This window comes from Pseudomonas sp. M30-35, assembly GCF_002163625.1.
Lineage (GTDB): Bacteria > Pseudomonadota > Gammaproteobacteria > Pseudomonadales > Pseudomonadaceae > Aquipseudomonas.
This window is the reverse complement of the sequence record NZ_CP020892.1, coordinates 1823176-1847476: the sequence shown is the minus strand read 5'-3', so window position 1 is coordinate 1847476 and position 24301 is coordinate 1823176. Positions and strand designations below refer to the sequence as shown.

Annotated in this window: 26 protein-coding genes; 13 read left to right on the top strand and 13 right to left on the bottom strand. The window is 54.4% G+C overall.

Going from position 1 to position 24301, the window contains the following annotated elements:
- Nucleotides 1–63 precede the first annotated feature (63 nt).
- The 5 genes from scpB to B9K09_RS08625 form a co-directional block, all read right to left on the bottom strand.
- A complete protein-coding gene (gene scpB, locus B9K09_RS08645; RefSeq protein ID WP_087516427.1) occupies nucleotides 64–1056 on the bottom strand; it encodes an SMC-Scp complex subunit ScpB in 993 nt (330 codons plus the stop codon).
- Nucleotides 1043–1885, bottom strand: coding sequence for a ScpA family protein (locus B9K09_RS08640; protein WP_087516426.1), 843 nt, complete (start codon nucleotides 1883–1885; stop codon nucleotides 1043–1045). The genes scpB and B9K09_RS08640 overlap by 14 nt, the downstream gene beginning before the upstream one ends.
- Before the next feature lie 7 nt (nucleotides 1886–1892).
- Entirely contained in the window at nucleotides 1893–3107 is a 1215-nt protein-coding gene (locus tag B9K09_RS08635; protein ID WP_087516425.1) for a tryptophan--tRNA ligase, read from the bottom strand.
- A gap of 110 nt (nucleotides 3108–3217) precedes the next feature.
- Entirely contained in the window at nucleotides 3218–3844 is a 627-nt protein-coding gene (locus B9K09_RS08630) for an L-threonylcarbamoyladenylate synthase (protein ID WP_157699334.1), read from the bottom strand.
- A gap of 13 nt (nucleotides 3845–3857) precedes the next feature.
- Nucleotides 3858–4721: a PHP domain-containing protein gene (locus B9K09_RS08625; RefSeq protein WP_087516423.1), complete on the bottom strand. Its 864-nt coding sequence runs from the start codon at nucleotides 4719–4721 to the stop codon at nucleotides 3858–3860.
- Between the two features lie 190 nt (nucleotides 4722–4911).
- Here B9K09_RS08625 and B9K09_RS08620 point away from each other — a divergent pair, with 190 nt between their 5' ends.
- The 5 genes from B9K09_RS08620 to B9K09_RS08600 all read left to right on the top strand — a co-directional run bounded on the left by B9K09_RS08620 (nucleotide 4912) and on the right by B9K09_RS08600 (nucleotide 8307).
- The gene (locus B9K09_RS08620; RefSeq protein WP_087516422.1) at nucleotides 4912–5211 is read left to right on the top strand and encodes a YciI family protein; all 300 of its coding nucleotides are present in this window, start codon (nucleotides 4912–4914) and stop codon (nucleotides 5209–5211) included.
- Between the two features lie 53 nt (nucleotides 5212–5264).
- A complete protein-coding gene (locus B9K09_RS08615; protein ID WP_087516421.1) occupies nucleotides 5265–5657 on the top strand; it encodes a translation initiation factor 2 in 393 nt (130 codons plus the stop codon).
- Nucleotides 5658–5662: 5 nt separating this feature from the next.
- On the top strand, nucleotides 5663–6346 hold the full coding sequence (locus tag B9K09_RS08610; RefSeq protein ID WP_087516420.1) for a response regulator transcription factor: 684 nt from the start codon (nucleotides 5663–5665) through the stop codon (nucleotides 6344–6346).
- Between the two features lie 124 nt (nucleotides 6347–6470).
- Nucleotides 6471–6881: a Spy/CpxP family protein refolding chaperone gene (locus B9K09_RS08605; protein WP_087516419.1), complete on the top strand. Its 411-nt coding sequence runs from the start codon at nucleotides 6471–6473 to the stop codon at nucleotides 6879–6881.
- Between the two features lie 97 nt (nucleotides 6882–6978).
- Complete coding sequence (locus B9K09_RS08600; RefSeq protein ID WP_087516418.1) at nucleotides 6979–8307, top strand: HAMP domain-containing sensor histidine kinase; 1329 nt, start codon at nucleotides 6979–6981, stop codon at nucleotides 8305–8307.
- 39 nt (nucleotides 8308–8346) lie between these two features.
- Here the strand turns inward: B9K09_RS08600 and B9K09_RS08595 are convergent, their stop codons facing one another.
- Nucleotides 8347–8907 (bottom strand): nitroreductase family protein, encoded by a 561-nt coding sequence (locus tag B9K09_RS08595; RefSeq protein WP_087516417.1) that lies wholly within the window; start codon nucleotides 8905–8907, stop codon nucleotides 8347–8349.
- A 186-nt stretch (nucleotides 8908–9093) separates the two neighbouring features.
- A complete protein-coding gene (locus B9K09_RS08590; RefSeq protein ID WP_087516416.1) occupies nucleotides 9094–9465 on the bottom strand; it encodes a YkgJ family cysteine cluster protein in 372 nt (123 codons plus the stop codon).
- Between the two features lie 164 nt (nucleotides 9466–9629).
- On the opposite strand from B9K09_RS08590, the gene B9K09_RS08585 reads away from it, so the two are divergent.
- Together B9K09_RS08585 and B9K09_RS08580 are read left to right on the top strand one after the other, a co-directional pair.
- On the top strand, nucleotides 9630–11084 hold the full coding sequence (locus tag B9K09_RS08585; protein WP_087516415.1) for a TrkH family potassium uptake protein: 1455 nt from the start codon (nucleotides 9630–9632) through the stop codon (nucleotides 11082–11084).
- An 86-nt stretch (nucleotides 11085–11170) separates the two neighbouring features.
- Entirely contained in the window at nucleotides 11171–12631 is a 1461-nt protein-coding gene (locus tag B9K09_RS08580; protein WP_087516414.1) for a TrkH family potassium uptake protein, read from the top strand.
- A gap of 127 nt (nucleotides 12632–12758) precedes the next feature.
- Here B9K09_RS08580 and B9K09_RS08575 read toward each other — a convergent pair whose 3' ends face one another.
- Nucleotides 12759–13760 carry an AraC family transcriptional regulator gene (locus B9K09_RS08575; protein WP_087516413.1) on the bottom strand — a complete coding sequence of 334 codons (1002 nt, stop codon included), beginning with the start codon at nucleotides 13758–13760 and terminating at the stop codon, nucleotides 12759–12761.
- Nucleotides 13761–13937: 177 nt separating this feature from the next.
- Here B9K09_RS08575 and B9K09_RS08570 point away from each other — a divergent pair, with 177 nt between their 5' ends.
- The 3 genes from B9K09_RS08570 to B9K09_RS08560 all read left to right on the top strand — a co-directional run bounded on the left by B9K09_RS08570 (nucleotide 13938) and on the right by B9K09_RS08560 (nucleotide 16558).
- A complete protein-coding gene (locus B9K09_RS08570; RefSeq protein ID WP_087516412.1) occupies nucleotides 13938–14255 on the top strand; it encodes an Mpo1-like protein in 318 nt (105 codons plus the stop codon).
- A 161-nt stretch (nucleotides 14256–14416) separates the two neighbouring features.
- Nucleotides 14417–14998, top strand: a complete 582-nt coding sequence (locus B9K09_RS08565) for an HD domain-containing protein (protein ID WP_087516411.1) — start codon at nucleotides 14417–14419, stop codon at nucleotides 14996–14998.
- 171 nt (nucleotides 14999–15169) lie between these two features.
- Nucleotides 15170–16558 (top strand): adenylate/guanylate cyclase domain-containing protein, encoded by a 1389-nt coding sequence (locus B9K09_RS08560; RefSeq protein ID WP_087516410.1) that lies wholly within the window; start codon nucleotides 15170–15172, stop codon nucleotides 16556–16558.
- 248 nt (nucleotides 16559–16806) lie between these two features.
- Here the strand turns inward: B9K09_RS08560 and B9K09_RS08555 are convergent, their stop codons facing one another.
- Complete coding sequence (locus tag B9K09_RS08555; protein ID WP_087516409.1) at nucleotides 16807–17838, bottom strand: glycosyltransferase family 1 protein; 1032 nt, start codon at nucleotides 17836–17838, stop codon at nucleotides 16807–16809.
- On the bottom strand, nucleotides 17835–18659 hold the full coding sequence (locus B9K09_RS08550) for a UDP-2,3-diacylglucosamine diphosphatase (RefSeq protein ID WP_087519040.1): 825 nt from the start codon (nucleotides 18657–18659) through the stop codon (nucleotides 17835–17837). The genes B9K09_RS08555 and B9K09_RS08550 overlap by 4 nt, the downstream gene beginning before the upstream one ends.
- Nucleotides 18660–18841: 182 nt before the next feature.
- On the opposite strand from B9K09_RS08550, the gene B9K09_RS08545 reads away from it, so the two are divergent.
- From B9K09_RS08545 to B9K09_RS08535, 3 genes are all read left to right on the top strand, one after another.
- Nucleotides 18842–19621 (top strand): AraC family transcriptional regulator, encoded by a 780-nt coding sequence (locus B9K09_RS08545; RefSeq protein ID WP_087516408.1) that lies wholly within the window; start codon nucleotides 18842–18844, stop codon nucleotides 19619–19621.
- A gap of 114 nt (nucleotides 19622–19735) precedes the next feature.
- Nucleotides 19736–20071 (top strand): tRNA-binding protein, encoded by a 336-nt coding sequence (locus B9K09_RS08540; RefSeq protein ID WP_087516407.1) that lies wholly within the window; start codon nucleotides 19736–19738, stop codon nucleotides 20069–20071.
- Nucleotides 20068–20919 (top strand): DMT family transporter, encoded by an 852-nt coding sequence (locus tag B9K09_RS08535; RefSeq protein WP_087516406.1) that lies wholly within the window; start codon nucleotides 20068–20070, stop codon nucleotides 20917–20919. Before B9K09_RS08540 ends, B9K09_RS08535 begins: the two co-directional genes overlap by 4 nt.
- A gap of 25 nt (nucleotides 20920–20944) precedes the next feature.
- On the opposite strand, the gene B9K09_RS08530 is transcribed toward B9K09_RS08535, so the two are convergent.
- The 3 genes from B9K09_RS08530 to B9K09_RS08520 all read right to left on the bottom strand — a co-directional run bounded on the left by B9K09_RS08530 (nucleotide 20945) and on the right by B9K09_RS08520 (nucleotide 24243).
- The gene (locus B9K09_RS08530) at nucleotides 20945–21238 is read right to left on the bottom strand and encodes a SelT/SelW/SelH family protein (protein WP_087516405.1); all 294 of its coding nucleotides are present in this window, start codon (nucleotides 21236–21238) and stop codon (nucleotides 20945–20947) included.
- A gap of 123 nt (nucleotides 21239–21361) precedes the next feature.
- A complete protein-coding gene (locus B9K09_RS08525) occupies nucleotides 21362–23461 on the bottom strand; it encodes a FimV/HubP family polar landmark protein (protein WP_087516404.1) in 2100 nt (699 codons plus the stop codon).
- Between the two features lie 347 nt (nucleotides 23462–23808).
- Nucleotides 23809–24243, bottom strand: a complete 435-nt coding sequence (locus tag B9K09_RS08520) for a MarR family transcriptional regulator (RefSeq protein WP_087516403.1) — start codon at nucleotides 24241–24243, stop codon at nucleotides 23809–23811.
- Between the last annotated feature and the right edge of the window lie 58 nt (nucleotides 24244–24301).

Sequence of the window (24301 nt, the reverse complement as noted above, 5' to 3'; positions counted from 1 at the left end):
CCGGTGGACAAGCTTCGCGTTGTCACACCCTACGGCTTTGTATGTTTTGCTGCAGCCGAGTCATTAATAGTTACCGTTAAGCTCATCGGCAATAGCGGCTTGCAAGGCTCGCTCGGCCTCAGCCTCTTCATCCAGCGCGGCTTGGACCGGGTCATAAGGCGTCAGATCCGGCCCGGCTTGTTCAGCGCTGTCAGCACCGGTAGCCAGGTTTGGTGCTTGCGTGGCCTGATCTTGCGCTGCTTGCCCATCAGATGGCTCAGAAAGCTCAGATGGCAGCTCATCATCAGGCGATGGCTCTAGATCGTCGAAGTCAATCTTCAGGCCCTGTTCCATGTTATCCAGCTCGGCCAGCAGGCTACTGAAGCTGGTTTCTTCGGGGACTTTATCAGCGGCTGGCTCGGCTTCAGCATCGCCCTCTTCACCCGCCAATGCCAGGTCAGCCCGCGCTTGCAGGCTCGCGGGTACCGGCGCTTCGCCTTCTGCGTAGCCAACAAACTCAGGCTCGGGCTCGGTTGCAGGCTCAAGCTCACGCAAATCAGCCAGTGGCGGCAGCTGATCAAGGCTTTTCAGGTTGAAGTGATCGAGAAACTGCTTGGTCGTCGCCAACATCGCCGGCTTTCCCGGCACATCGCGGTAGCCGACCACACGGATCCATTCACGCTCAAGCAAGGTTTTGACGATATTGCTGTTGACCGCAACGCCGCGAATATCTTCAATTTCTCCCCGGGTAATCGGTTGACGATAGGCAACCAGCGCTAGAGTTTCGAGCATTGCCCGGGAATAGCGCTGCGGCCGCTCTTCCCACAAACGGCCAACCCAGGGAGCAAATTTTTCACGCACCTGCAGGCGATAGCCACTCGCCACCTCGACCAGCTCGACCGCACGCCCGTCACAGGCCTTGCGCAGCACTTCGATGGCTTTTTTGAATACCGCAGGCTCCGGGCGCTCGCCTTCCTCGAACAATTCATACAAGCGCTCAAGCGTCTGCGGCTTGCCGGAAGCCAGCAAGAAGGCTTCAAGCAAGGTGGCCAGGTCTTTGGGTTCATTCAAATTCATTTATTTGCTCAGCTCGCGCCCGCACGTGGATTGGACCATAGGGCTCATTTTGCACTAACTCAGCCAAGGATTCCTTGATCAACTCAAGCACCGCCATAAACGTAACCACTACACCCAAGCGCCCTTCCTCTGCCACGAACAAGCTAACAAACGGCACAAACTCACCGCCCTTGAGCCGTTCGAGCACATCACTCATGCGCTCACGAGTTGACAGGGTTTCACGGGTTATCTGGTGGCTTTCAAACATATCAGCACGGCGCAAAACCTCCGCCATCGACACCAACAGTTCTTCCAGGCTGACATCCGGTAGCAGCTTGCGCGCTTTGGCTTGGGGCGCATCGAGGCGTGGCACGCTGAGGTCACGGCCAACCCGCGGGATTAAATCCAGGCCTTCGGCCGCCGCCTTGTAGCGTTCGTACTCTTGCAACCGGCGGATAAGCTCAGCGCGTGGGTCTTCCTCTTCCTCTTCTGCACTCGCAGAGCGCGGCAGCAACATGCGCGACTTGATCTCAGCCAGCATCGCCGCCATCACCAAATACTCGGCAGCAAGCTCCAGACGCACGGTGTGCATCAGCTCAACGTACCCCATGTACTGGCGAGTAATTTCCGCAACGGGAATATCCAGCACATCAATGTTTTGCTTACGGATCAGGTACAGAAGTAAATCCAGCGGCCCTTCGAACGCCTCAAGAAACACCTCAAGCGCGTCCGGTGGAATGTACAAATCCAGTGGTATTTCGGTATAGGCTTCGCCGTAAACCTTGGCGAATTGCAGCTCTTGCTGGGCGTTGGCCTGATCATTAAGGGTCGGTGGCGTGGCTTGGCTCATGGCTGGCTCATCGATAGTTCATGCCGAGTGCCTGACGCACTTCGATCAAGGTGTCACGCGCTTCATCGCGAGCACGCTCGGCACCGCTGGCGAGGATGCCACGCACCACATCGAGATTGTCCTCGTACTCAACTGCACGCAGCTGGATCGGCTGCAAGTCTTGCTGCACCGACTCAATCAGCGGCTGCTTGCACTCCACACAACCGATACCCGCGCTGGTGCAACCTCGCTGCACCCAATCACAGGTTGTCTCATTGGAATACAGCTTGTGCAACGGCCACACCGGACAGCGCGCTGGCTCGCCTGGATCATTTCGGTGAACACGTGCAGGATCAGTCGGCATGCGCTTGATTTTCTCTTCAACCTGCTCTTCAGAGTCGCGCAGATAAATCGCGTTGTTATGCGACTTGGACATTTTGCCACCGTCTAACCCGGTCAACCGTGGCGCCTCACTGAGCATCGATTGTGGCTCAGGCAACACCAGTTTGCCGCCGCCCTCCAAATAACCGAGCAAACGCTCTTTGTCACCCAGGGTGATGTTTTGCAACTCCTTTAGCAAGGCTCGGGCGGTGTCCAAAGCCTCGCTATCACCCTGCTCCTGATAAGCCTGACGCAGGTGAGTGTAGAGCTTTGAGTTCTTTTTACCGAGCTTGCGGATTGCCGCTTCAGCCTTGTCTTCAAAACCGGGCTCACGGCCGTATAAATGATTGAAGCGACGTGCGACATCGCGAACAAACTCGATATGCGCCAGCTGATCAGACCCCACCGGCACCACGCCTGCGCGATAAAGCAGAATGTCAGCGGCTTGCAACAATGGATAACCGAGGAAACCGTAGGTCGCCAGATCGCGTCCTTGGTGTTGATCCTGTAACTCCTTATACGACGGCACGCGTTCCAGCCAGCTCAGCGGGCAAAGCATCGACAACAGCAAGTGCAACTCCGCATGTTCCGGCACCTGCGACTGAATAAACAAGGTTGCCGAGCTTGGACTCAGGCCACATGCCAACCAGTCCACCGCCATGTCCATTACATGCCTGGGCAGTTGGCTGACGTCCTCGTAATCAGTGGTGAGCGCGTGCCAGTCAACGATGCAAAAAAAACAATCGTAGCTGTGTTGCAGCTGGACCCAGTTTTTTAGCACGCCATGGTAATGACCAATGTGCAATTGGCCGCTTGGGCGCATGCCTGAAAGCACGCGTCTCTCTGAATCAACAAGGTTCAAACCGGGTTTCCCGCATAAGGCAATTGCACAAACATTACCAAGACCCAGCGCTTAACGACAGTCCGAAAAAGCATCGTATTTTGCGCCTGTATCACACCCTGAAAAATGCTTCAGAAATTTTCAAAGGGTTCCGGATCGCCACAACCGACACGCACGATTTCTGGTTCATCTTCTGCAAGACTGATCACTGTAGAAGCCTCCAGGCCACCAAAACCGCCATCGATGATCAGGTCGACATGGTGCTCAAGTAACGCACGCATTTCATAAGGGTCGCTCATGGGCAGCGTTTCATCCGGCAGGATCAGGCTGACGCTCATGATCGGCTCGGCAAGTTCTTCAAGCAATGCCAGGGCAATCGGATGGCTTGGCACACGTAAGCCAATAGTCCGGCGCTTGGCGTGCAGCATGATACGCGGCACTTCACGCGTGGCATTGAGGATAAAGGTGTAAGGCCCGGGCGTATGGGTTTTGAGCAGACGAAAAGCGCCAGTATCAACCTTGGCGAAGGTACTCAACTGCGATAAATCCCGGCAAACCAGAGTGAAGTTGTGCTTGTCATCCAACTGGCGCAAGCGCCGAATACGCTCCAGCGCATTCTTGTCACCCAAACGACAGCCGATCGCATACGAGGAGTCTGTCGGGTACACCGCGACACCGCCATTGCGGATGATTTCCGCAGCCTGCTTTATCAGGCGCGACTGTGGGTTCTCCGGGTGAACCTGGAAAAATTGACTCACATTTGCTCCCTGCTCAAATGATTGCTGATTGTCGGACATGCTCAAAACGCGCCCAAAGTGGCGAGAGGTCTTCAGGTACAGGGCGATACATGCCCAGTTCAGACCAATTGCCCGGTGCATGAAAGTCACTGCCAGCGCTGACCAGCAGATCAAACTCGCGTGCCAAGATGGCTAACCCTCCCACTTGCTCAGCTGGCTGCATGCCGTTGCACACCTCCAAGGCATGCCCGCCCGCTTCTGCAAACGCTGCCACCAAACGGCGTCGCTTACTACGAGTAAAGTCGTACTGCCACGGGTGCGCCAGACTAATCCATGCATCGGCCTGTTTTAAGGTCGCGACGGCGTCATCAAGTGCAGGCCAATGCTGCTTCACATCCCCTAACTTGCCGGAGCCAAGCCACTTGCGAAACGCTTCTGCGCGGTCTTTTACAAAGCCTGCGCGGACCATGAACTCGGCGAAATGCGGCCGCGCGGGAGCATTGCCACTGTCGCCTAACTCTTGCTGAATCGCTCGCGCGCCCTCAAGCGCACCCGGCATACCTTTAGCTTCAAGACGCTGGCTAATTTCAGCAGCGCGCAGCCAGCGACCATGATGCAAGTCTTCAATCGCCTGATTCAATGCTGGCGCATCACTGGCAAAGGCATAGCCCAATACATGAATGGTCGCGCCGCCCCACATGCAGGACAACTCAATACCGTTGACCAACTGCATGCCGTGCTCGTTCGCAGCGGAGTGCGCCTCAGCAAGGCCTTCGATCGTATCGTGATCGGTCAGAGCAAGGAGCTTAACCCCACGCTCATGTGCCCGGGCCACGACCACTGCTGGCGCCAGTGCGCCATCGGATGCAGTGCTGTGACAATGTAAATCAACATCCATATGGGCATATCTCAGTAATTTATGGTTGATATTATGCCGACAGATGCGGATTCTTGCTGAGTTGAGTCGCAAACAGCTGTTTTTAAAAGCCAAAGCGCTATGATCTACGGCTATATAATTGATTGAGCCGCACACCAGCCCCATCACTTAAGCTTCAGGCCCCTGCGCCCATTACTGACTAAGGATTGAGATGCTCTACGCCATTATCGCCACTGATGTAGAAAACTCCCTGGAAAACCGCATGTCTTCGCGCCCTGCGCACCTTGCCCGTCTTGAGCAACTTAAAACTGAAGGCCGCCTTATTCTCGCAGGCCCGCACCCGGCAATTGATAGCAACGACCCTGGCAGCGCTGGTTTCTCCGGTAGTTTAATCGTAGCTGAGTTTGACTCGCTCACTGCAGCCCAGGACTGGGCCAATGCCGACCCGTTTAAAGCGGCGGGTGTCTATAGTTCCGTACTGGTTAAACCGTTTAAGCTCGTACTGCCATAACCACAACAACGCCAAGCACCAGCCAATAAACAGTAGCGGACAACGGAGTTCCAATGCGCCCTACTAAGCTCATCTTGTTACTTGCCACCTGTTTGCTCCCGACCTTCCTGTACGCAGAGCAGGCGCCTGACGAACCGGCAACCGCACAAGCCAGTATCGATGCATTGGAACAACGCCTGGCGTTGAGCGAAGACCAACGCGCTCAACTTACCGAGCAATTGCAAGGTCAAAGTACAGAACGCGAAAGCGCCCAGCTGCAACGCCTGCGTCAAGATAACCAACGACTTAAACTGCAACTTAAAACGGCTCAGGCACAAACACCTCCGCCACTAATAAGTGAACGCCAGCAATGGTTTGCGGTCGGAGCTGGCTCTGGGCTACTCGGCGTGATTATTGGCGCAATTTTGCGTGGTAGCCGCCGCAGCCGTCGTGAATGGACTAATTAATCAACATGAGCGCACTTTTACTCATTGACGATGATGTCGAGCTTTGTGAGCTGCTGAGCAATTGGCTGACCCAAGAAGGCTTTGCCGTTACTGCCTGCCATGACGGCCAGCAGGCTCGCGAAGCCCTCAGCCATTTGTCTCCAGACGCCGTGGTGCTCGACGTGATGCTGCCTGACGGCAGTGGTCTTGAGCTGCTCAAAAAACTGCGTAGCGAGCATGCCGATCTGCCGGTGCTGATGCTTTCAGCACGAGGCGAGCCACTCGACCGTATCCTCGGTCTTGAACTAGGCGCTGATGATTACTTGGCCAAGCCCTGTGATCCGCGCGAATTAACAGCGCGCTTGCGGGCCGTTCTACGCCGCAGCACCACAGCAGCCGCAACCACACCCCAGCAGCAGTCTTTGGGCGATCTGCAACACAGCCCTGCGCGGGGCGTGGTCAATATTGGTGAAACCGAGGTACTGCTGACGCTCTCTGAAAGCCGGGTGCTTGAGGCATTGCTGCATCAACCGGGCGAACCGGTCGACAAGCAAGAACTGGCGCAATTGGCCTTGGGCCGCAAACTTACGCTCTACGACCGCAGCCTGGACATGCACGTCAGCAACCTGCGCAAGAAGATCGGCCCCCACCCCGACGGCCGCCCACGCATTATGGCTCTGCGCAGCCGCGGCTATTACTACAGCGTTTAAAACACCCAGGTCTTGCCTGGTGATCTTTACCTTGGCTTTACCATTCGCTGACTGCGCTTGACCGAGACCTGCATAAACTGAGCTCATCCGGTAACGAACCGGCCTTGAGATTAGGAGAAACAACATGCGCAAGACACTCACTGCAGTACTACTCGCCCTGACTCTGCCAACCCTGGCCATGGCTGCAACTGACGGCGGCCACCATGACGGCAAAGGCCCAGGCCATCGCGGCGCACCCATATTCAAAGATCTGGACCTGAACAAAGAACAGCGCCAAGACATGCGCAAACTGATGGGCGAACAGATGAAAACTCGCCATGACATCACCAAGCGCTACTTGGACAAACTGCCAGAGAAAGAGCAGCAAGCAATGAAAGCCGAGCTTAAAGCGTCTTTCGACAAGCAGCAGGCGGCGATGCGTAGCCTGCTCACACCAGAGCAGCAAAAAAAGTTTGATGCACACGTGAAGAAGATGGAAGAGCGTCGTGCAGCAAAGCACAAAGCCAAGGCTGAGACTCAAGCTAAAGCTGAGTAAATAGCCAGACCACAGCCTCGCCTGACGGGGCTTACCACTCAACTGTTAGGCCCGACAGCATTACGCTGCCGGGCCTGACTGCATCAAGGAGTTACTTGTGCGGTCATTGTTCTGGCGCATTTTTGCTAGTTTCTGGCTGGCTATTGCCTTGGTTGCCGGCTTATCGATGTTACTCGGCCGAGCGCTGAATCAGGACAGCTGGATTCTCAACAATACCCCTGCACTACAGGGCATTGCCGAGACATGGACCGAACGCTATGAAAGCTCTGGCAAACTTCCAGCACAGGCATTCCTCAGGCAGCACAAAGAGCAATACCAGATCGACGTGCAAGTGCTTGGCGAAAACGGCCAACAACTAGTCCCTGGCACTTTCCCAGCGCGCGCAGCCGCCTTCGAATCACGTCAGAAGAACAAGCGCCTGCCATGGCGGCGTCTGACCACTGAATACATCAGCCCAACCACAAACAAGACTTACCTGTTTATTTACCGAATACCTTATCCGGTGCTCAACAGCTGGCACCGCGACAGCCTGATCTGGCCAATCAGTGCATTGGTCATTGCTCTGGTGGTCTTGACCGCCCTTAGCCTGTTACTGACACTGTCAATTACCCGCCCACTTGACCGCCTGCGCGGCGCAGTGCATGACCTCGGCCAGACCAGTTATCAGCAAAACAGCCTTGCGCACCTGTCCAAACGTCGTGATGAGCTGGGCGTGCTGGCAAATGACTTCAATCGCATGGGCGCTCGGTTGCAAGGTCTTATCGGCAGCCAGCGCCAGTTATTGCGCGATGTCTCGCACGAACTGCGCTCGCCACTGGCGCGTCTGCGCATTGCAATTGCACTGGCAGAACGTGCCAGCGCTGAAGAACGTGAAAAGCTATGGCCGCGACTCACCAAAGAGTGCGATCGCCTTGAAGCACTGATCAGCGAAATTCTCGAGCTCGCTCGCCTGGATGCCAACCCGGGGGCTGTGCAACAGATCAAACTTCAAGCAGTCCTGCAAAAGCTGCTTGAATACGTGCAGATCAGTGCCCCGGAACAACGGGTTGATATCAATATAGCGCCCGGGCTGGAACTCACCGGCTGGCCAAATATGCTTGAGCGCGCACTGGACAACCTGCTGCGTAACGCCCTGCGCTTCAATCCGCCAGGCGAGCCGATTGAAGTGAACGCGCAGATGAAAGATGGCGCAGTTGTTATCCAGGTACGCGACCACGGCCCCGGCGTTGACAAGCAACACCTGAAGCAACTGGGCGAGCCTTTTTTCCGCGCACCCGGGCAAACAGCACCCGGCCACGGCTTGGGTTTAGCGATTGCACGCCGAGCGGTTGAACGCCATGGCGGCAAGCTGGTGCTGGAAAATCATGTACAAGGCGGCTTTTGCGCCAGCCTGATCATTTCAACTCAGACTGATGCAAAATCCTGACATTTTCGGGCAGTGGCGTGTTCAGGCAGTGGCGTGCAGCTAACGTGACCAAGCACTGACAAAGTCATCGACATTCAATGTTGGCGGTGTACGTAGCTCACGCTCTGGGGTTCCCAGATACAGATAGGCCACGACCTGCTCGTTGGCTGACAAACCCAGGCCAGCGGCTACGTGCGCATTGGTTGCCATATCGCCGGTACGCCATACAGCGCCAATTCCTTGAGCATGTGCCGCCAGCAAAATGCTATGTGCCGCGCAGGACGCGGCAATTATTTGCTCTTGCGCAGGTACTTTCGGCGACTCTTTAACGCTGGCGATGACCACTACCAGCAACGGCGCGCGCAATGGCATTGCATGGGCCTTATTTAGCGCTTCCACGCTAGGTTGCTCAGCAGAAGCCGATAGCGCCTCAGCAAACAGCTCACCGAGTTGTTTGCGTGCATCACCCTCCACCGTTAAAAATCGCCAAGGTCTCAACTGCCCGTGATCCGGGGCTCGCAATGCCGCACGAAACAACATCTCCCGCTGCTCAGCATCAGGAGCAGGCTCGCTCAAGCGCGGAACAGAAACTCGGTTTATAAGTGCATCTAGCGCGTCCATCGATCACCTCTGGCAAAACATGAAGCTGAATTTTAAAGCTTACAAGAAAGCCTGTGGGGAAAACCTCAAACAAACTGCCTTCACCCAGCAACCATTGAAAGCTGCTGCGCCAGTTGTGGCAGGGCAAAAAAATACGCCCAGAGGCTAACCTCTGGGCGTATTGATATTTCGTCGTCTAGGTAGCGTTTAAGCGACTCGATCCGGCGACACGCTCGGCTGTACCGGCGGTGTCAGCGGCGGCAAACCATAAGCCTTGCGTGCATCATCACAACGCGGGTTATGTTCGCCATTAGCCCAGGATGCCTCAAAATCACGGCACGGGCTGGAACGATGCTCATATAAGGTACAACGCACCCCTTCGCCCACATTCCCCAGCAGTGCATTACAGCGTGCTGGTTTATGCTCGGTACCACGCATGGCAACACGTTGCGGAGTAATCAGAACAACTTGATCATCCGGCACCGTGCCGCCAGCAGATTGGCACTCGCCCCAAAAGAAAGACACACGAAAATACGCGCAGCAAGCGCCACACGTTAAACAAGGATTAGTTTCAGACATGATTATAAGGACTCAGAAACCGGCAAGGGCCGGCACCTGGCGGCTATTCTATGCTTACCGAAGGCGTTGTAAAGCAAAGTTGATTGTTGGTGTACAGCTTTCTTCTCCCGAGTAGAATGGCGCCCTTTGCGACTTTCCGTCTGTCCTCCACTTGAGCCCCCTATATGGCCTTGGCGACACTACGAATAATTGGCTTCATCCTCGGTATCTTTTTATTGACTCTGGCACTCAGCATGATGATTCCTCTGCTGACGCTCCTGGTATATGGACGTACCGAAGACCTCGACCCATTCCTCTGGTCAAGCCTGATTACCGCCGTTGCAGGCATGGCGCTGGTTATTCCCGGCCGCCCCGAAAACGCTCAGTTGCGCCCGCGTGACATGTACCTGCTGACCACTGGCAGCTGGCTGGTGGTCTGCATATTTGCGGCATTGCCCATGGTGCAAATCCATCACATCAGCTACACCGATGCATTTTTTGAAACCATGTCGGGCATCACCACCACCGGTTCAACCGTACTTAGCGGGCTCGACACTGCATCCCCTGGCCTGCTGATCTGGCGCTCAATGCTGCAATGGCTTGGCGGCATCGGCTTTATTGGTATGGCGGTTGCGATTCTGCCGCTGCTGAGAGTTGGTGGTATGCGCCTGTTCCAGACCGAATCATCGGACTGGGGCGAGAAAGTCATGCCGCGCTCGCATATGGCTGCCAAATCCATCCTTATCGTCTATCTGGGCCTGACACTGATTGGCTTTGTCAGCTACTGGCTGGCCGGCATGACGCCATTTGAGGCGATCAACCATGCGATGACCTCAATTTCGACTGGCGGCTATTCAACTTCTGACTCATCGCTCGCCCATTGGGATCAACCCGCGGTGCATTGGGTTGCTGTAGTGATGATGATTTCCGGTAGCCTGCCCTTCACCCTGTACGTTGCCAGCGTTCGAGGCAACCGTCACGCACTGGTTCGAGACCATCAGGTTCACGGCTTTCTTGGCTTTCTGGTTGTAACCTGGCTGGTATTCGGCACTTGGTTGTGGACCCATTCAGACTATAGCTGGATGGACGCTGTGCGCATCGTTGCGGTTAACGTGACCTCGGTGGTCACCACGTCTGGTTTCGCCTTGGGCGACTACACGCTGTGGGGCAGTTTCGCAGTGATGCTGTTCTTCTACCTGACGTTTATCGGCGGCTGCTCGGGCTCAACTGCTGGCGGATTGAAAATCTTTCGTTTTCAGGTGGCCTATGTACTGCTGCGCGCCAACTTGCAACAACTGGTACACCCGCGCGCGGTGATCAAGCAACAGTACAACAACCACAACCTCGACGAAGATATCGTTCGCTCGCTGATTACCTTTTCTTTCTTTTTCACCATCACCATTGGCGTTATTGCATTGGGCCTGGCGCTGCTGGGGCTTGATTGGATTACCGCCCTTACCGGCGCAGCAACAGCAGTGTGTAACGTTGGTCCGGGCTTAGGCCCTATTATTGGCCCGGCCGGAAACTTTGCCAGCCTGCCTGACGCGGCCAAATGGTTATTGACCTTGGGCATGCTACTTGGTCGACTGGAAATTCTGACCGTACTGGTATTGGTCACTCGCTCATTTTGGCGCCACTGATATCAGCAGACTAAAGTACAAAAATACCAATCACATGGAAGCCGGTTTCAAGATGAAATCTATGTTGCGCGCAAGGGCTGAACTGGATGTCTAAATCGACAGTGCGCATTCTCGCTTTCATCAATGGCGTGTTTCTGGTCACTCTGTCGGTAAGCATGTTGGTGCCTGTCATCACCTTGCTGGTGTTTGAGCGCCCTTACGAAATCAATTCGTTTTTATGGTCAAGCCTGATCACCTTTCTTAGTGGGTTAACCCTCATTGCTCAAGGCCGCAACCGCCAGCAAGCTTCGCAACTTCGCCCACGTGACATGTACATGCTGACGGTTTCGAGTTGGGTAATGGTTTGCCTGTTTGCCACGCTGCCGTTTATTTTCAGCCAACATATGAGCATTACCGACTCGCTGTTTGAAAGTATGTCGGGTATTACCGCAACCGGCGCGACCGTACTGAATGGTCTGGACGACATGTCGCCGGGCATCCTGATTTGGCGTTCACTGCTGCACTGGCTGGGTGGCGTCGGCTTCATTGCCATGGCTGTCGCCATTCTGCCGATGCTGCGCATTGGTGGGATGCGCCTGTTCCAGACTGAGTCATCCGACCGTTCCGACAAAATCATGCCGCGCTCACATATGGTCGCCAAATATATGGTCGCGGCCTATGTCGGCCTGAGCATTTTCGGTGTTGTGGCATTGTGGCTAGCGGGTATGGGCTGGTTTGACGCGATCAACCACACCATGTCGGCCATCGCCACTGGCGGTTTTTCAACTTCAGATAGCTCAATTGGCCACTGGCAACAACCGGCCGTGCATTGGGTAACCGTGTTACTGATGATTCTCGGCAGCCTGCCATTCGTGCTTTATGTTGCAGCGCTGCGTGGTAACTTTCGTGCGCTGTACTACGACCAACAAGTACGCGGCTTTCTAGGTATTTTGCTCAGTACCTGGATCATGCTAGGCACTTGGTATGCGCTAACCACAGACTTGCACTGGCTGGAAGCAGTACGCCACGTTGCGGTAAACACCACCTCGATTATCTCCACCACCGGCTTTGCATTGGGTGATTACACTCTCTGGGGCGGCTTTGCTGGGATGTTGTTTTTCTACCTGGGGTTTATTGGTGGCTGCTCGGGCTCAACTGCGGGAGGCTTGAAGATCTTCCGCTTCCAAGTCGCCTACATCCTGCTCAAGGCCAACCTTAAACAGCTGGTTCATCCTCGCGCAGTGATCAAACAGCAATACAACCAACACCGGCTCGACGAAGACATCGTCCGCTCGATCTTGACCTTCTCATTCTTCTTCACCACCACCATCGCCGTGATGGCGCTGGGTTTGAGCCTGTGTGGGCTGGACTGGATAACCTCACTTAGCGGTGCGGCCAGTACTGTCTCCGGCGTCGGCCCGGGCATGGGACCGATCATTGGCCCTGCCGGGAATTTCTCCAGCCTGCCTGATACCGCCAAATGGATTCTTACCTGCGGCATGCTGCTCGGTCGCCTGGAAATCCTGACGGTGATGGTGGTGCTGATGCCTTCGTTCTGGCGCCATTAAACGCCAGAACAACGCCAAGCTTGTCCAGATACATCTGGCAAATACCCCACGGCAATGGCGGACAAAAAAGGCGTTGTCCTCCCTACATAGGGTGTGACACCCGAAGCGTGTCCACCGGACGGCAGGGTCACATGCGTGCCCGATACTCGCTGGGCGTTAACTCAAACCAGCGGCGAAACGCCCGAAAGAAGTTACTCGGGTCAGCAAACCCCAACAGATAAGAAATCTCCAGCAAGGTCAGGTTCGGCTGCGCAAGGTACTGTTGCGAAAGTTCACAGCGGGTATCGTCAAGCAACTGCTGAAAGCTGGTGCCCTCCTCCTGTAAACGGCGTTGCAGCGTACGTTGCGACATGTGCAAGGTTTGCGCGACAACCTCCCGCTTCGGCTCACCTTGCGGCAGCAATCGGCAAATCACTTGACGGGCCTGATGAGTCACCCGGCTTTCTGAAAACCGCGCCAGAAACTCACCGGCAAAACGATCATGCAATTGCGCCAACGACGGGTTGGCAGTGGGCAGCGGCATCTCCATGTCGGCTCGCTCAAACAGCAAGGCATAATGGCTGGCATTGAACTCCAGCGGCGCTTGAAACACCTGCTGAAACGGCTCGATATCCGCGGGCGGATCACCTTGTAAAAGAATCCTGCGAGGGCGAATCAGCTTACCGGTCATCCAACGGCAAAAAGCCAATGCATAAGCCAGTGACGCCTCTGCGCTTTGGCGTGCTGGCGGCAGACGATCGCCATGAATCGCCAGCACGAGTTCATAGCCATCAGGGGTTGGTCTGAAGCCCAAGTCTGCGCCTTCGGCAATGATTCGCTGGTAGCGAACCAGCCGCGCCAGACCTTCTTTCAGTGAGCTGCTCGACATCAATGCATAGCCAACCACATGAAACGAGGCTGGACGCACTACTTTAGCCATGTTCAAGCCAATCGCCGGATTGCCTGATAGTTCGACGGCACGCGTCCACAGCCGGGTCATGCCATCCTGGGGAAATCGCGCTTCCGGGTCTTCCAGTGAGGCGTAATCAAGGCCTAGCTCGGGGAAAATCGAACGACAGTCCACCCCGCCCATTTCCAGCGCCTGAACGATGCCTAGAGCCCAATTCGATGATGTTGTCCGTTCACTCATTGAGGTTTCTTATTTTATGAATCCAACTGGCTAATTGTATACCGACATATCAAGGCGGAACGCAATGGCGGGTAAGGATAGTAATGTGGCACTTAATGTCACTGGTTAATAGCCGCGCGGAGCCTAGACTCTAACCAATAGCCAAGGTCTGACTAAAATAATAATAGGAGGCACACCATGACTGCCCAAACGACTGAACGTTTTCACTCTTTTGCTGAGTTCTACCCTTATTACCTGCAAGAACACAGCAACCCGACCTGCCGCCGGTTGCATTATGCAGGCAGCACACTGGTTCTATTGATTGTGGCTTACAGCTTACTCAGCCAGCAATGGCTGTGGTTACTGGCAATCCCCCTGGTGGGGTACGGCTTTGCCTGGGTTGGTCACTTTGTCTTCGAAAAAAATCGCCCGGCAACCTTCAAGTACCCGCTGTACTCATTAATGGGTGACTGGGTGATGTTCAAAGATGTCTGCACCGGCCGCATTAAATTCTAAGGAATCTCTGAAAAACTACTGCGCTAGATATTACTGCGTTAAAAAACTGCTCAAAATGCTCATTTAGAACAACTAAACTGCGCTTTTTCGCACTTTTTTGCCTTGTACTACCTTCGCTCGCTGCCTTTTTCAGAAGATCCATAAATACGAGGGGCTCAGTAATGAATATGCACGCGCGTTTCACCCATATGGAAAACGGCACTGAAGATGACTGGGCAATTATCGCCAAAGACTTTCGCGCCTTTGCAGATCAACTGCCTGATCGCATTATCACGCACCTAAAGCTGCTGGACGGCGACTTTGGCGGTTTTCCTGTTGACCGTCTGACCCATTCACTACAAACCGCAACTCGCGCACACAGGGATGGCCGCGACGAAGAGTATGTAGTTTGCGCCCTGCTGCATGATATTGGTGACACATTGGGCAGCTACAACCATGCCGACATTGCTGCGGCCATGCTCAAACCCTTTGTCAGTGCCGAAAATCATTGGATAGTCGAAAAACACGCAATCTTTCAGGGCTACTACTTCTTTCATCACCTGGGCATGGATCGTCATTTGCGTGAGCAATTCAAAGACCATCCGCAGTACCAGGCGACTATCGATTTCTGCGCCAAATATGACGCCTCGGCCTTTGATCCTGAGTACGAGGCGTTACCGCTCGCATTTTTTGAACCGATGTTACGGCGTGTATTTGCCCAACCTAAAAGCTCCATTTACCGTGATGTTAAAAAAAGCGCCTGATAAAGCGCTGTGACAACCAGTAATCCGCCAAAATGATGCATTCGTCATTGCCGCTTGGCGGGTAAGCCATGCTTAGTTATGATCCCTGTCTGGCCGAGGTCTATATCGTAGATTCTGGTCAATTTAACGCCCACCTAGAGGCGTTCCAACATCAGGGATCATCGCCGTACCATGACTGTTCGCACCGCTAACCAGCCCCGTGTGTTGCCGGCACCACTCATGCGGGAGTATTACTCGCGGATTCTGGCCTACATTTCTGTCGCAGCCAGTATTGCAGCGGGGACGTACGCACAGTATTTCGAATACAGCATTTTGTGGATTGTTCCTTACGCCCTGCTTTATCCGCATTTAGCGCATCAGGTCAGTCAACGCTACAAGCGAGACTATCCCGAAAAAACCACCCAAGGCTTGATGCTTGTCGACTCCATACACTGTGGCTGCCTGGCCGTTCTGCTGAATTTTTCCCCAGTCCTGAGCCTGATGAGCCTGCTGACACTGCTGTTTAGCTCACTGGTTGTCGGTGGCTTGCGCAATATGGGGCTGGCACTGGTCACCACGCTGATCAGCACCTTGGCGTTATCTGCGTTGGTAGGCCCGAACTTCGCTGGCCAAACCCCAACACTCGTATCTTTGGTGTCCATCCTGTTCACCACGTTCTACATCACCATTACCGCCTACTTTGTCCACCAACAGGGTCTGCATCTGGCTCAGGTGCGAAGTGACATCCGGCGCGAACAAGAAAAAGCTGCGCGGCTTGCGCGCAACCTTGCCAAGTACCTGTCTCCGCAAGTCTGGGAATCGATTTTCAGCGGTAAAAAAACCGTGCGACTGGGGACTCAACGCAAAAAGCTCACGGTGTTTTTCTCCGATATCAAAGGTTTCACCGAACTCTCTGAAGAGCTCGAGGCAGAAGCACTGACCGACCTTCTCAACACCTACCTCAATGAAATGTCGAAGATCTGCCTGAAATACGGCGGCACCATCGACAAATTCATTGGTGACAGTGTCATGGTGTTCTTTGGCGACCCAGCCAGCAAAGGCGCGAAGAAAGACGCCGTTGCAGCCGTTTCAATGGCCATCGCCATGCGCAAGCACATGAAAGTGCTACGCCAGCAATGGCGTGCTCAGGGCATAACCAAACCCCTCGAAATTCGTATGGGTCTCAATACTGGCTACTGCACTGTCGGTAACTTCGGCGCTGACACGCGAATGGACTACACCATAATCGGACGCGACGTGAACCTTGCCAGCCGCCTGGAAAGTGCGGCTGAATCAGGCGAAATCCTGATTTCGCACGAGACCTACTCACTGGTCAAAGACGTCATCATGTGCCGCGACAAGGGCCAGATCAGCGTCAAGGGATTCACTCGCCCAGTGCAGATTTACCAAGTAGTCGATTTCCGTCGCGACCTTGGCGCAACCTCAAGTTACGTCGAACATGAGCTGCCCGGTTTCTCCATGTACCTGGACACCAACGGCATTCAGAACTTCGATAAGGAACGCGTGATTCAGGCCCTGCAACAGGCTGCCAAGGAACTGCGCGACAAGGTAATCCTTTAACGGACAGCACCGCTAAGGAACCTCTGAAAAACTACTGCGCTAGATATTACTGCGTTAAAAAACTGCTCAAAATGCTCATTTAGGCCAACTAAAGTCGAGCGCGACCTCGGTCGCTTTTTCGCATTTTTTTGCCTTGTACTATCGTCGCTCGCTACCTTTTTCAGAAGCTCCCTAATACCTAACAACTTAAAAGTTGCCTGCAGGCCGTCTATTTAAGCGTTAACCGCTGGTCCTTGCGTAGGAAGTGATTAAGTCAGCAACTGCTGGGGAGCACACAACTCACCATCAACTAAAGGCTGCTCAGCCAAAAACTCTTGCGCTGAAACCTTCCACGATTGCTTGGCGGCCTCTGCAGCGCAGCGCTCCCGACTCAAGCTCAGCGCCTCTATGCACGCTTTGCCAAGGTCTTCATGCATATAGCCGGTGATGCCCTGTTGCAATACTTCAAGCGGCCCGCGCACCGCAAACGCAGCGACCGGCGTGCCACAGGCCAATGCTTCAAGCATGACCAAACCATAGGTATCAGTTAGCGAGGGGAATACCAACACACTTGCTTGTTGATACGCGGCGGTCAGTGCTTGACCGTGCTGATAACCCAAAAATTCAACCTGCGGATATTGCTGCTGCAATGCTTCGCGTTGTGGCCCGTCCCCGACTACCCGTTTGATACCGGGCAAATCGAGGCGAAGAAAAGCTTCAAGATTTTTCTCCGGAGCAAGGCGGCCAACGTAGAGAAAGACCGGCACAGACTGAGCTTCAAGCTCAACCGCCTTTGGTTTAAACACTTGGCAATTGACCCCTTTTCGCCAGAGTTTCAAACGCTGCAAACCCCAAGCAGAAAACTCGCTACGCAAATGCTCAGTAGTCACCAAAACCGCCTGACTGGGTCGATGAAAGTGACGTAAATAGGCATAGCCCCAGCTCAACGGTATCCAGGCAAAGCGTGCACTGACGTACTCAGGGAACCGTGTGTGAATCGCACTGGAAAAAGCCAGATTGCGCTTTTTCAGCCAGCGTCGCGCGGCCCAACCAAGCGGTCCTTCTGTGGCCAGGTGCACGCAGTCAGGCTGGAAAGCCTTGATCGCAGAACCGACTCGCCAGGTATTCCAAACCAACGGAATTTCTGGATACGTCGGGCATGGGATCGAGCGAAAATCGGCTGGCGATAAAAGTTTTACCTGATGGCCCATGTTATGCAGTTCGCCAATCAAAGCCTGCAGACTGGTCACCACGCCGTTAACCTGTGGCGCCCATGCATCGCTGACGATCAGAATCCTCATGCAACGGGCTCAACAGCCGGCGTATTTTCTGCGCGCTGCTGCGCCTGACGCAGTTGATCGTCAGCCAAACGATAAAGCTCGATGTGCCCGTCAAGGTGTTCGATCAATGCAGTGCATGACTCGACCCAATCGCCGCAGTTCATGTACTCGACTTCACCCATCGGACGAATTTCAGCATGGTGAATATGCCCGCAAACCACGCCGTTAAAACCGCGTTTTGCACACTCATGGGTGATTGCTTGTTCGAAGTCACTGATGAAGTTAACTGCGCTCTTCACTTTGTGCTTGAGGTAGGCCGATAGCGACCAGTAACCGTAGCCATAACGCCGGCGCCAGTGATTCAACCAGCGGTTCAACGTCAGGGTGAACTCGTAAGCTGAATCGCCAAGAAACGCCAACCAGCGGTGATAACGCGTGATCACGTCGAACTGATCACCGTGAATCACCAGCAACCGGCGGCCGTCTGCCGTGACATGCTCTGCTTCGTCGACCAGATGTATATTGCCAAGAATCAGCTTTGAATAACGGCGTAGAAATTCGTCATGGTTGCCGGTGACATAGATCACTTCCGTGCCACGCTTGCTCATGGTCAACAACCGCCGAATGACGTTACTGTGCGACTGTGGCCAGTAAACACCGCTGCGCAGTTTCCAGCCGTCGATAATGTCGCCAACCAGATACACTTTGTCCGCCTGATAACGCTTGAGGAAGGCTGACAGGTGTTCTGCCTGACAATCACGTGTACCCAAGTGGACGTCAGAGATCCATAAGGTCCTGACACGTTGCTTCTGGCTTGGCTTGATCAACTGTGCACTTGTCATTGCGGCAACCTCAGGCAGAGTTTTATTGAGCTTGCTTGAGGCCGGTGAACGCAATATGACGCTATGACTTCAATTCAATGACAAACACACAGCCGTACACTCACGTGCCTGCTGATATGTTGGTTCTGCTGGCATGTTGGTTCTGCTGATACTATTGCTCGACCTAAAAGGGAGCTATTGATATGCAGCCGCTACTTTCACTGCGTCACTACAGCCATGACCTGCTGAGCCATAGCCACGATCACTCGCAATTAGTGTTCGGCCTCAACGGCCAACTCGAGTTCGAAGTGGCAGGCGTCGGTAGCCGGGTGACTCGACATTGTGTGGCGGTAGTCCCTGCAGCAGCCCAACATGCCTGTGGCAGCCCCGCGGGCAGTGATTGTCTGGTGCTGGATATCCCCTCTGAACGTTGGCTCAAAGAACGTCTAGGCACACATGCTGACGCTAGCCTACGACTGATCGACAGCAGCCAAGCGCTGTCGCTTAACACTGCACAAGGGCAACTGGTTGGTTGGCTGGCAGCCAGTCCGATCAACGACCCGGTGATTGCCGAGCAAGGGGCGGCATTGTTGCTTGCAAGCCTTGTGAGTGAGCAGTCTTGCAAGCATGCCAGCGAACCCCGCTTGCCCCTGCATGCAATCGACCGGTATATCCATGAGCATGCAGCCCACCCGCTCCAAGTGGCGGACCTTGCACGCTTGGCTGGGCTCTCTACCGCGCACTTTCACAGCCGTTTCCTGGTTGAAACCGGCCAGACACCCATGGAATACGTGCGCAATCAACGTCTCGAATTGGCCCGTCAGATGCTTTTAAGCAGCAGCCTTGCTGTCGGTGAAATTGCTGCGCGTGTTGGCTACTCATCGCAAAGCGCTTTCACGGCTGCGTTGTCGCGCCATCTGGGCTGCACAGCACGTTCGATTCGTGCTACACAGGCTGTGCCACGCCAAGCAGGCCACACCTAGCCGGCCGCACCTCGCCGGCCGCACAGTAGTCGCTAGATAAAAATCAATATTCCTGCGACAGACGCCCTCTGAAGCGCGCTCTAGAATGGCGCGAAGAAACTAATTGGGGGCGCTATGCAGCAGATTGAATGGCAAGACTTTGAGCGAATTGAATTACGCGTCGGCAGCATTATTGCGGCTGCACCGAATCCCAGGGCAAACAAGCCTGCATATGTACTCGAAATTGACCTAGGCGAACTCGGAATCAAAACCTCAAGCGCACAAATCACCGCTCATTATCAGGTCGAAGACCTCATCGGCCGCCAAGTATTGTGCGTGTGTAATTTCGCAGCTAAACGCATCGCAGGGGTTCGCTCAGAAGTGTTGGTCACCGGCGTTTACGACGACGATAACAAGGTGGTGCTGGCAAGCTTCGACAAACCCGTCGCCAATGGTGCACGCCTGGCATGACTGAACGTAAAGCATTACTCGCCATTCACCTGGGCGCCCTGCTCTTCGGCCTTTCAGGTATTTTTGGCAAGCTAGCCACCACCACGCCGTTGAATATTTCAGCTGGCAGGGCCGTATTTGCGGTACTCGCGCTGGCCTTGTTTGCGCAACTGTCGAGCCAGTCACGTGGGCAACTTCCGAGCGCTCGCCAACTGGGTTTATTAGCACTTGGCGGGCTATTACTGGGTAGCCATTGGATTACCTTCTTTGAATCGGTGAAAGTTTCAGGCGTGGCCATCGCAACTCTTGGTTTTGCCAGTTTCCCGGCCTTCACCGTCATTCTCGAAGGCGTGTTGTTTCGGGAGCGCACCCGTAGGATCGAGTACCTGATGGTTGGTGTGGTATGCCTTGGTTTGATTCTGGTAACACCCGACTTTAACCTCAGCAGTGATACCAACGTTGGCTTGCTCTGGGCGGTGTTATCCGGCTTTTTGTTTGCGCTGCTATCACTACTCAACCGCGCCAGCACCCAAGGCTTGGACCCGGTAAAAGCGGCACTGTGCCAAAACCTGACAGTCATGTTGGTGCTTATGCCAATGGCTTGGCAGCACCTGCCCGAAATCAGTCTGATCAATTGGTTCTGGCTGGCACTGCTGGGGGTGTTCTGCACGGGCCTTGCGCACAGCTTATTCGTAGCCAGCCTACGCGTGATAAAAGCACGTACCGCCGCGGTGATATTTGCCTTGGAGCCGGTCTATGGCATCGCGTTTGCGTGGTGGTTATTCAGCGAACAGCCGACCTTGCGCATGCTCGCTGGCGGCACCTTGATCATCTTGGCAATCGTTGTGTCCGCACGTCAGGCCAAGTAAGCAGCGTTGCCTCTGCTGAAAAACTTCAGTGGATCTTGCGGTCATCGTTGTGGCCGAGATCGCGCTGCGGATCAAACTGATCGCGCACCCGCTGCTTGAGCACCTTGGCCTCGGGAAAACCGCCGTCGGCCTTGCGCTCCCAGATTTGCACGCCATTGCAGACGATCTTGAACACGCCCCCCGTCGAAGGCTCAAGGGTTACTTTAGCCAGATCATCGGCGAAGGTTGAAAGCAGTTCCTGGGCCAGCCAAGCGGAGCGGAGCAACCACTGACACTGCGTGCAGTATGTGATGGTAATTTCAGGTTTTGCGCTAGGCATAGTCGTTCTCAACTGTCACGGATAGCCCATAGTAACCGGTGTTAGCCGGTTTGATCTGTAATAAAGCCCCGGCCTCTCAGAGGTTGGCTTCAGCGGCATCATGCACAGTTGTGGCTCACCGACTCAAGCAATCTTAGCCAGCAGCTCACGGGCCTCCTGCTTTTGCTTGTCATCACCATCGTTGAGTACTTCATTGAGAATGTCGCAGGCACTTTCGATACTGCCTTGCTCGATGTAGGCCAGCGCTTGATTGAGCTTGGTCATATTGCTGGCGTTGCTGTCGAGGTGAGCCAGATCATCGACATTGGTCAGGAATCTCTCCGGCTCATCCTCAAACCAGGCCTCAAGCGCCGCATCATTTTCTGCTGTCAGTGTGGCGAACGCGTCATCGTCATGCGCCAGCTCTTCGAGACCGGGTAGATCGCGCAAGTTGGTGTCTATATCAACGTGCTCAGGCTTGAGCGGCTTCGCCTTGGATTTTGCAGGGAATGGGCTGACCAAATCCCAGTCCGCGTCCAACGACAAATCATCAAGATTGAGTTGATAGTCATCTGCACTGCTCTGCGCGGGTTTCGACTCAGGCAGCTCATCCAGTTCTAAGGCATCGAAATCAAGCTCCGAGCCAGGGTTGTCCAGCAGTTGCGGATAACGTGCGTTCAGTTGATCAATGCGCTCAGATGCAAATGTGCTCTGACGCAGAGCGCGCTCCTCGGCCTGAAAGCCTTGTGCATCACCTTGCAATGCCAGAACTTCCAGCAAGCGAAAGCGAATATCGTGACGCTCCGGGTGAACCAGCAATGCCTTGCGTAACGAACTTACCGCCTCAGGATAACGACCATAAGTGATGTAAATATTTGCGCCCTCGACGGCATCGACCGCAGTTGCCTGACGGGTTGACGCAACAGCGAGCGCTGGCCGACTGGTCGAGACAGGCTGAAACAGCGGCTCTGATGGCTCAAGCTGTGCCAGTTCATTGCTGGCCACGGACCCAGCCGATGCCTCTTGTGGCGCAGGCTGCTCATGCTTGGAGCGCCACAAGAGCACCAATAACCCAGCCAACAATAACGCGAGAACGCCATACAGGTAGTTCATCCAGTCAGTTGGCTGCTCAACCTCCTCTACCGGCGCGGGCGTAATGACTTGAGGTTGATCACCACCCTGAGTTTGTAACGCTGGGCCAGCGTTTACTTGTGAATGCAATTGAGCCAACAGTTGATCCTTGGCATCGACTTGAGCTTGCAAGGCCTTAACCTGTTCTTGCAGTTCGGCAAAGCGCTGTTGCAGTCGCAGACTCTCGCTGGTCTGGCTAGCCAGCTCAAGATCCAGACGCCGCTGGATTTGCGCCAAGCTTTCAGCCTGCCCGGAGGTATCTTGTTGATTTGCACTTACAACAGCATCCGTTGTGCGGCTATCAGTTGCAGTGGCTGCACTTGTTGATACTTCAGACTCACTAACCGGCGCTGGATCTGTGTTGCTGGCCGATGCGCCAATAGCACTGTCCGGCAGGCGCAAATTAACCCCAGCTTTAAGTCGATTGATATCACCGTTGGCAAACGCCTGCGGATTCAGGGCGTAGATATCATTGATCAAGGACTGCTGCGAAGCAGTGCTACCTTGATTGCGCAATTCAGATGCGATCTGCCACATGCTCTCGCCACTGCGCACCTGATGCGTTTGGCCGAGCAGAATCGCAGGCGTCACGCTCGGTGCCTGAGGCACATAACCTTGTGCTCGCGCTGGCACGGATGCGCGAGTTGCAGTTGAAGTGGCTGCGGGGGCACTGTATTGGCCGCTTGGCGCGGGCGAAGCAGAGCCGTAAGCCGGAGTAGTTGGTGGGTCAAGCAACACCGTGTACTCACGCAACAGTTGGCCGTTTGGCCGCGAGACTTCGACAATAAAGTTCAGGTATGGCTCGCGCACAGCTTGATTCGAGGTAACCCGAATAATATTGCGACCGTTACCCAGTGACGGGGTAAATCTCAGGTCATTGAGAAAAACAAAACGCTCAACTCCAGAGCGACTGAACGCATCTGCAGAGGCCAGTTTTACCCTGATTTCACTCGCATTCAGGTCACCCACTTGCAGCAGTTGGATATCCGCTTCGAGTGGTTGATTCAAAGCCGAGTGCAGGGTGATTTCACCGAGTCCAAGTGCAGCTGCAAAACTGGAATAAAGTGCCGAGCTGGAGGCTAGACCGATCAATACGTGACGAACTCGAGACATGGATTCTCCCTGACGCTTAGCAACTCAGCATTCATCGCCCACGCATTGCGCGCGACCTGTCGTGCAATGAATCTGTCTGTAGCTATAGATCCTCGATCAGGAGTTACGCCCCCTGTACAACCCGGCTGCAGGAACAGTATAGCCATTGTGCTCGGGAGCCTTCAGGCTCCCGAGCACAATCAAAGGCAAACTGCCATCAGCGATTCAAGGTTAGGAAAGAAAAATCAGCTCGACGGATTAAATTGAACTACATCACAGTTTTAACAGAATAAACGTACCCATCAGCAAGAGCAACTCACTGGCGTGGGTGAGCTGCTCGCAACTTCTGATGCTTGTACGTGGAAGGTTTAGCGCCGCTCTAAGTTGCTCAGAATTTTGGCGTGGACCTGCTGGCAGCGGTCCAATTCCTCTTCGTCGATGCCGGCAAAGAGCTCTTGGCGCAACTCAGTAGAAATCGCTTCGATTTTCTTGATCAAAGGTTCAGCTTGCGGGCTAAGGGCAATTTTCTTGGCGCGACGATCTTCAGGCACGGCCTGACGACTGACCAAGCCTTGCGCTTCAAGGCTATCAAGCAAGCGTGCCAATGTCGGCCCCTCAACACCCACGCTTTGCGCGAGTTCACGCTGCGTCGGCAACTCAGCAAAACGGGCCAAGTGCAACAGCACCAGCCAGCGTGCCTGAGAAAGCCCGAGGCCGACTAACCGCCGGTCCAGCTCGGCGCGCCAGGCGCGTGACATTTGTGCAATTTGCATAGCAAAACGATGTTGATCAGATAACGACATGATGGAACGACTCTTATAAGTATAAAAAACTAATTATTAGTCAGCTAATCATAACCCC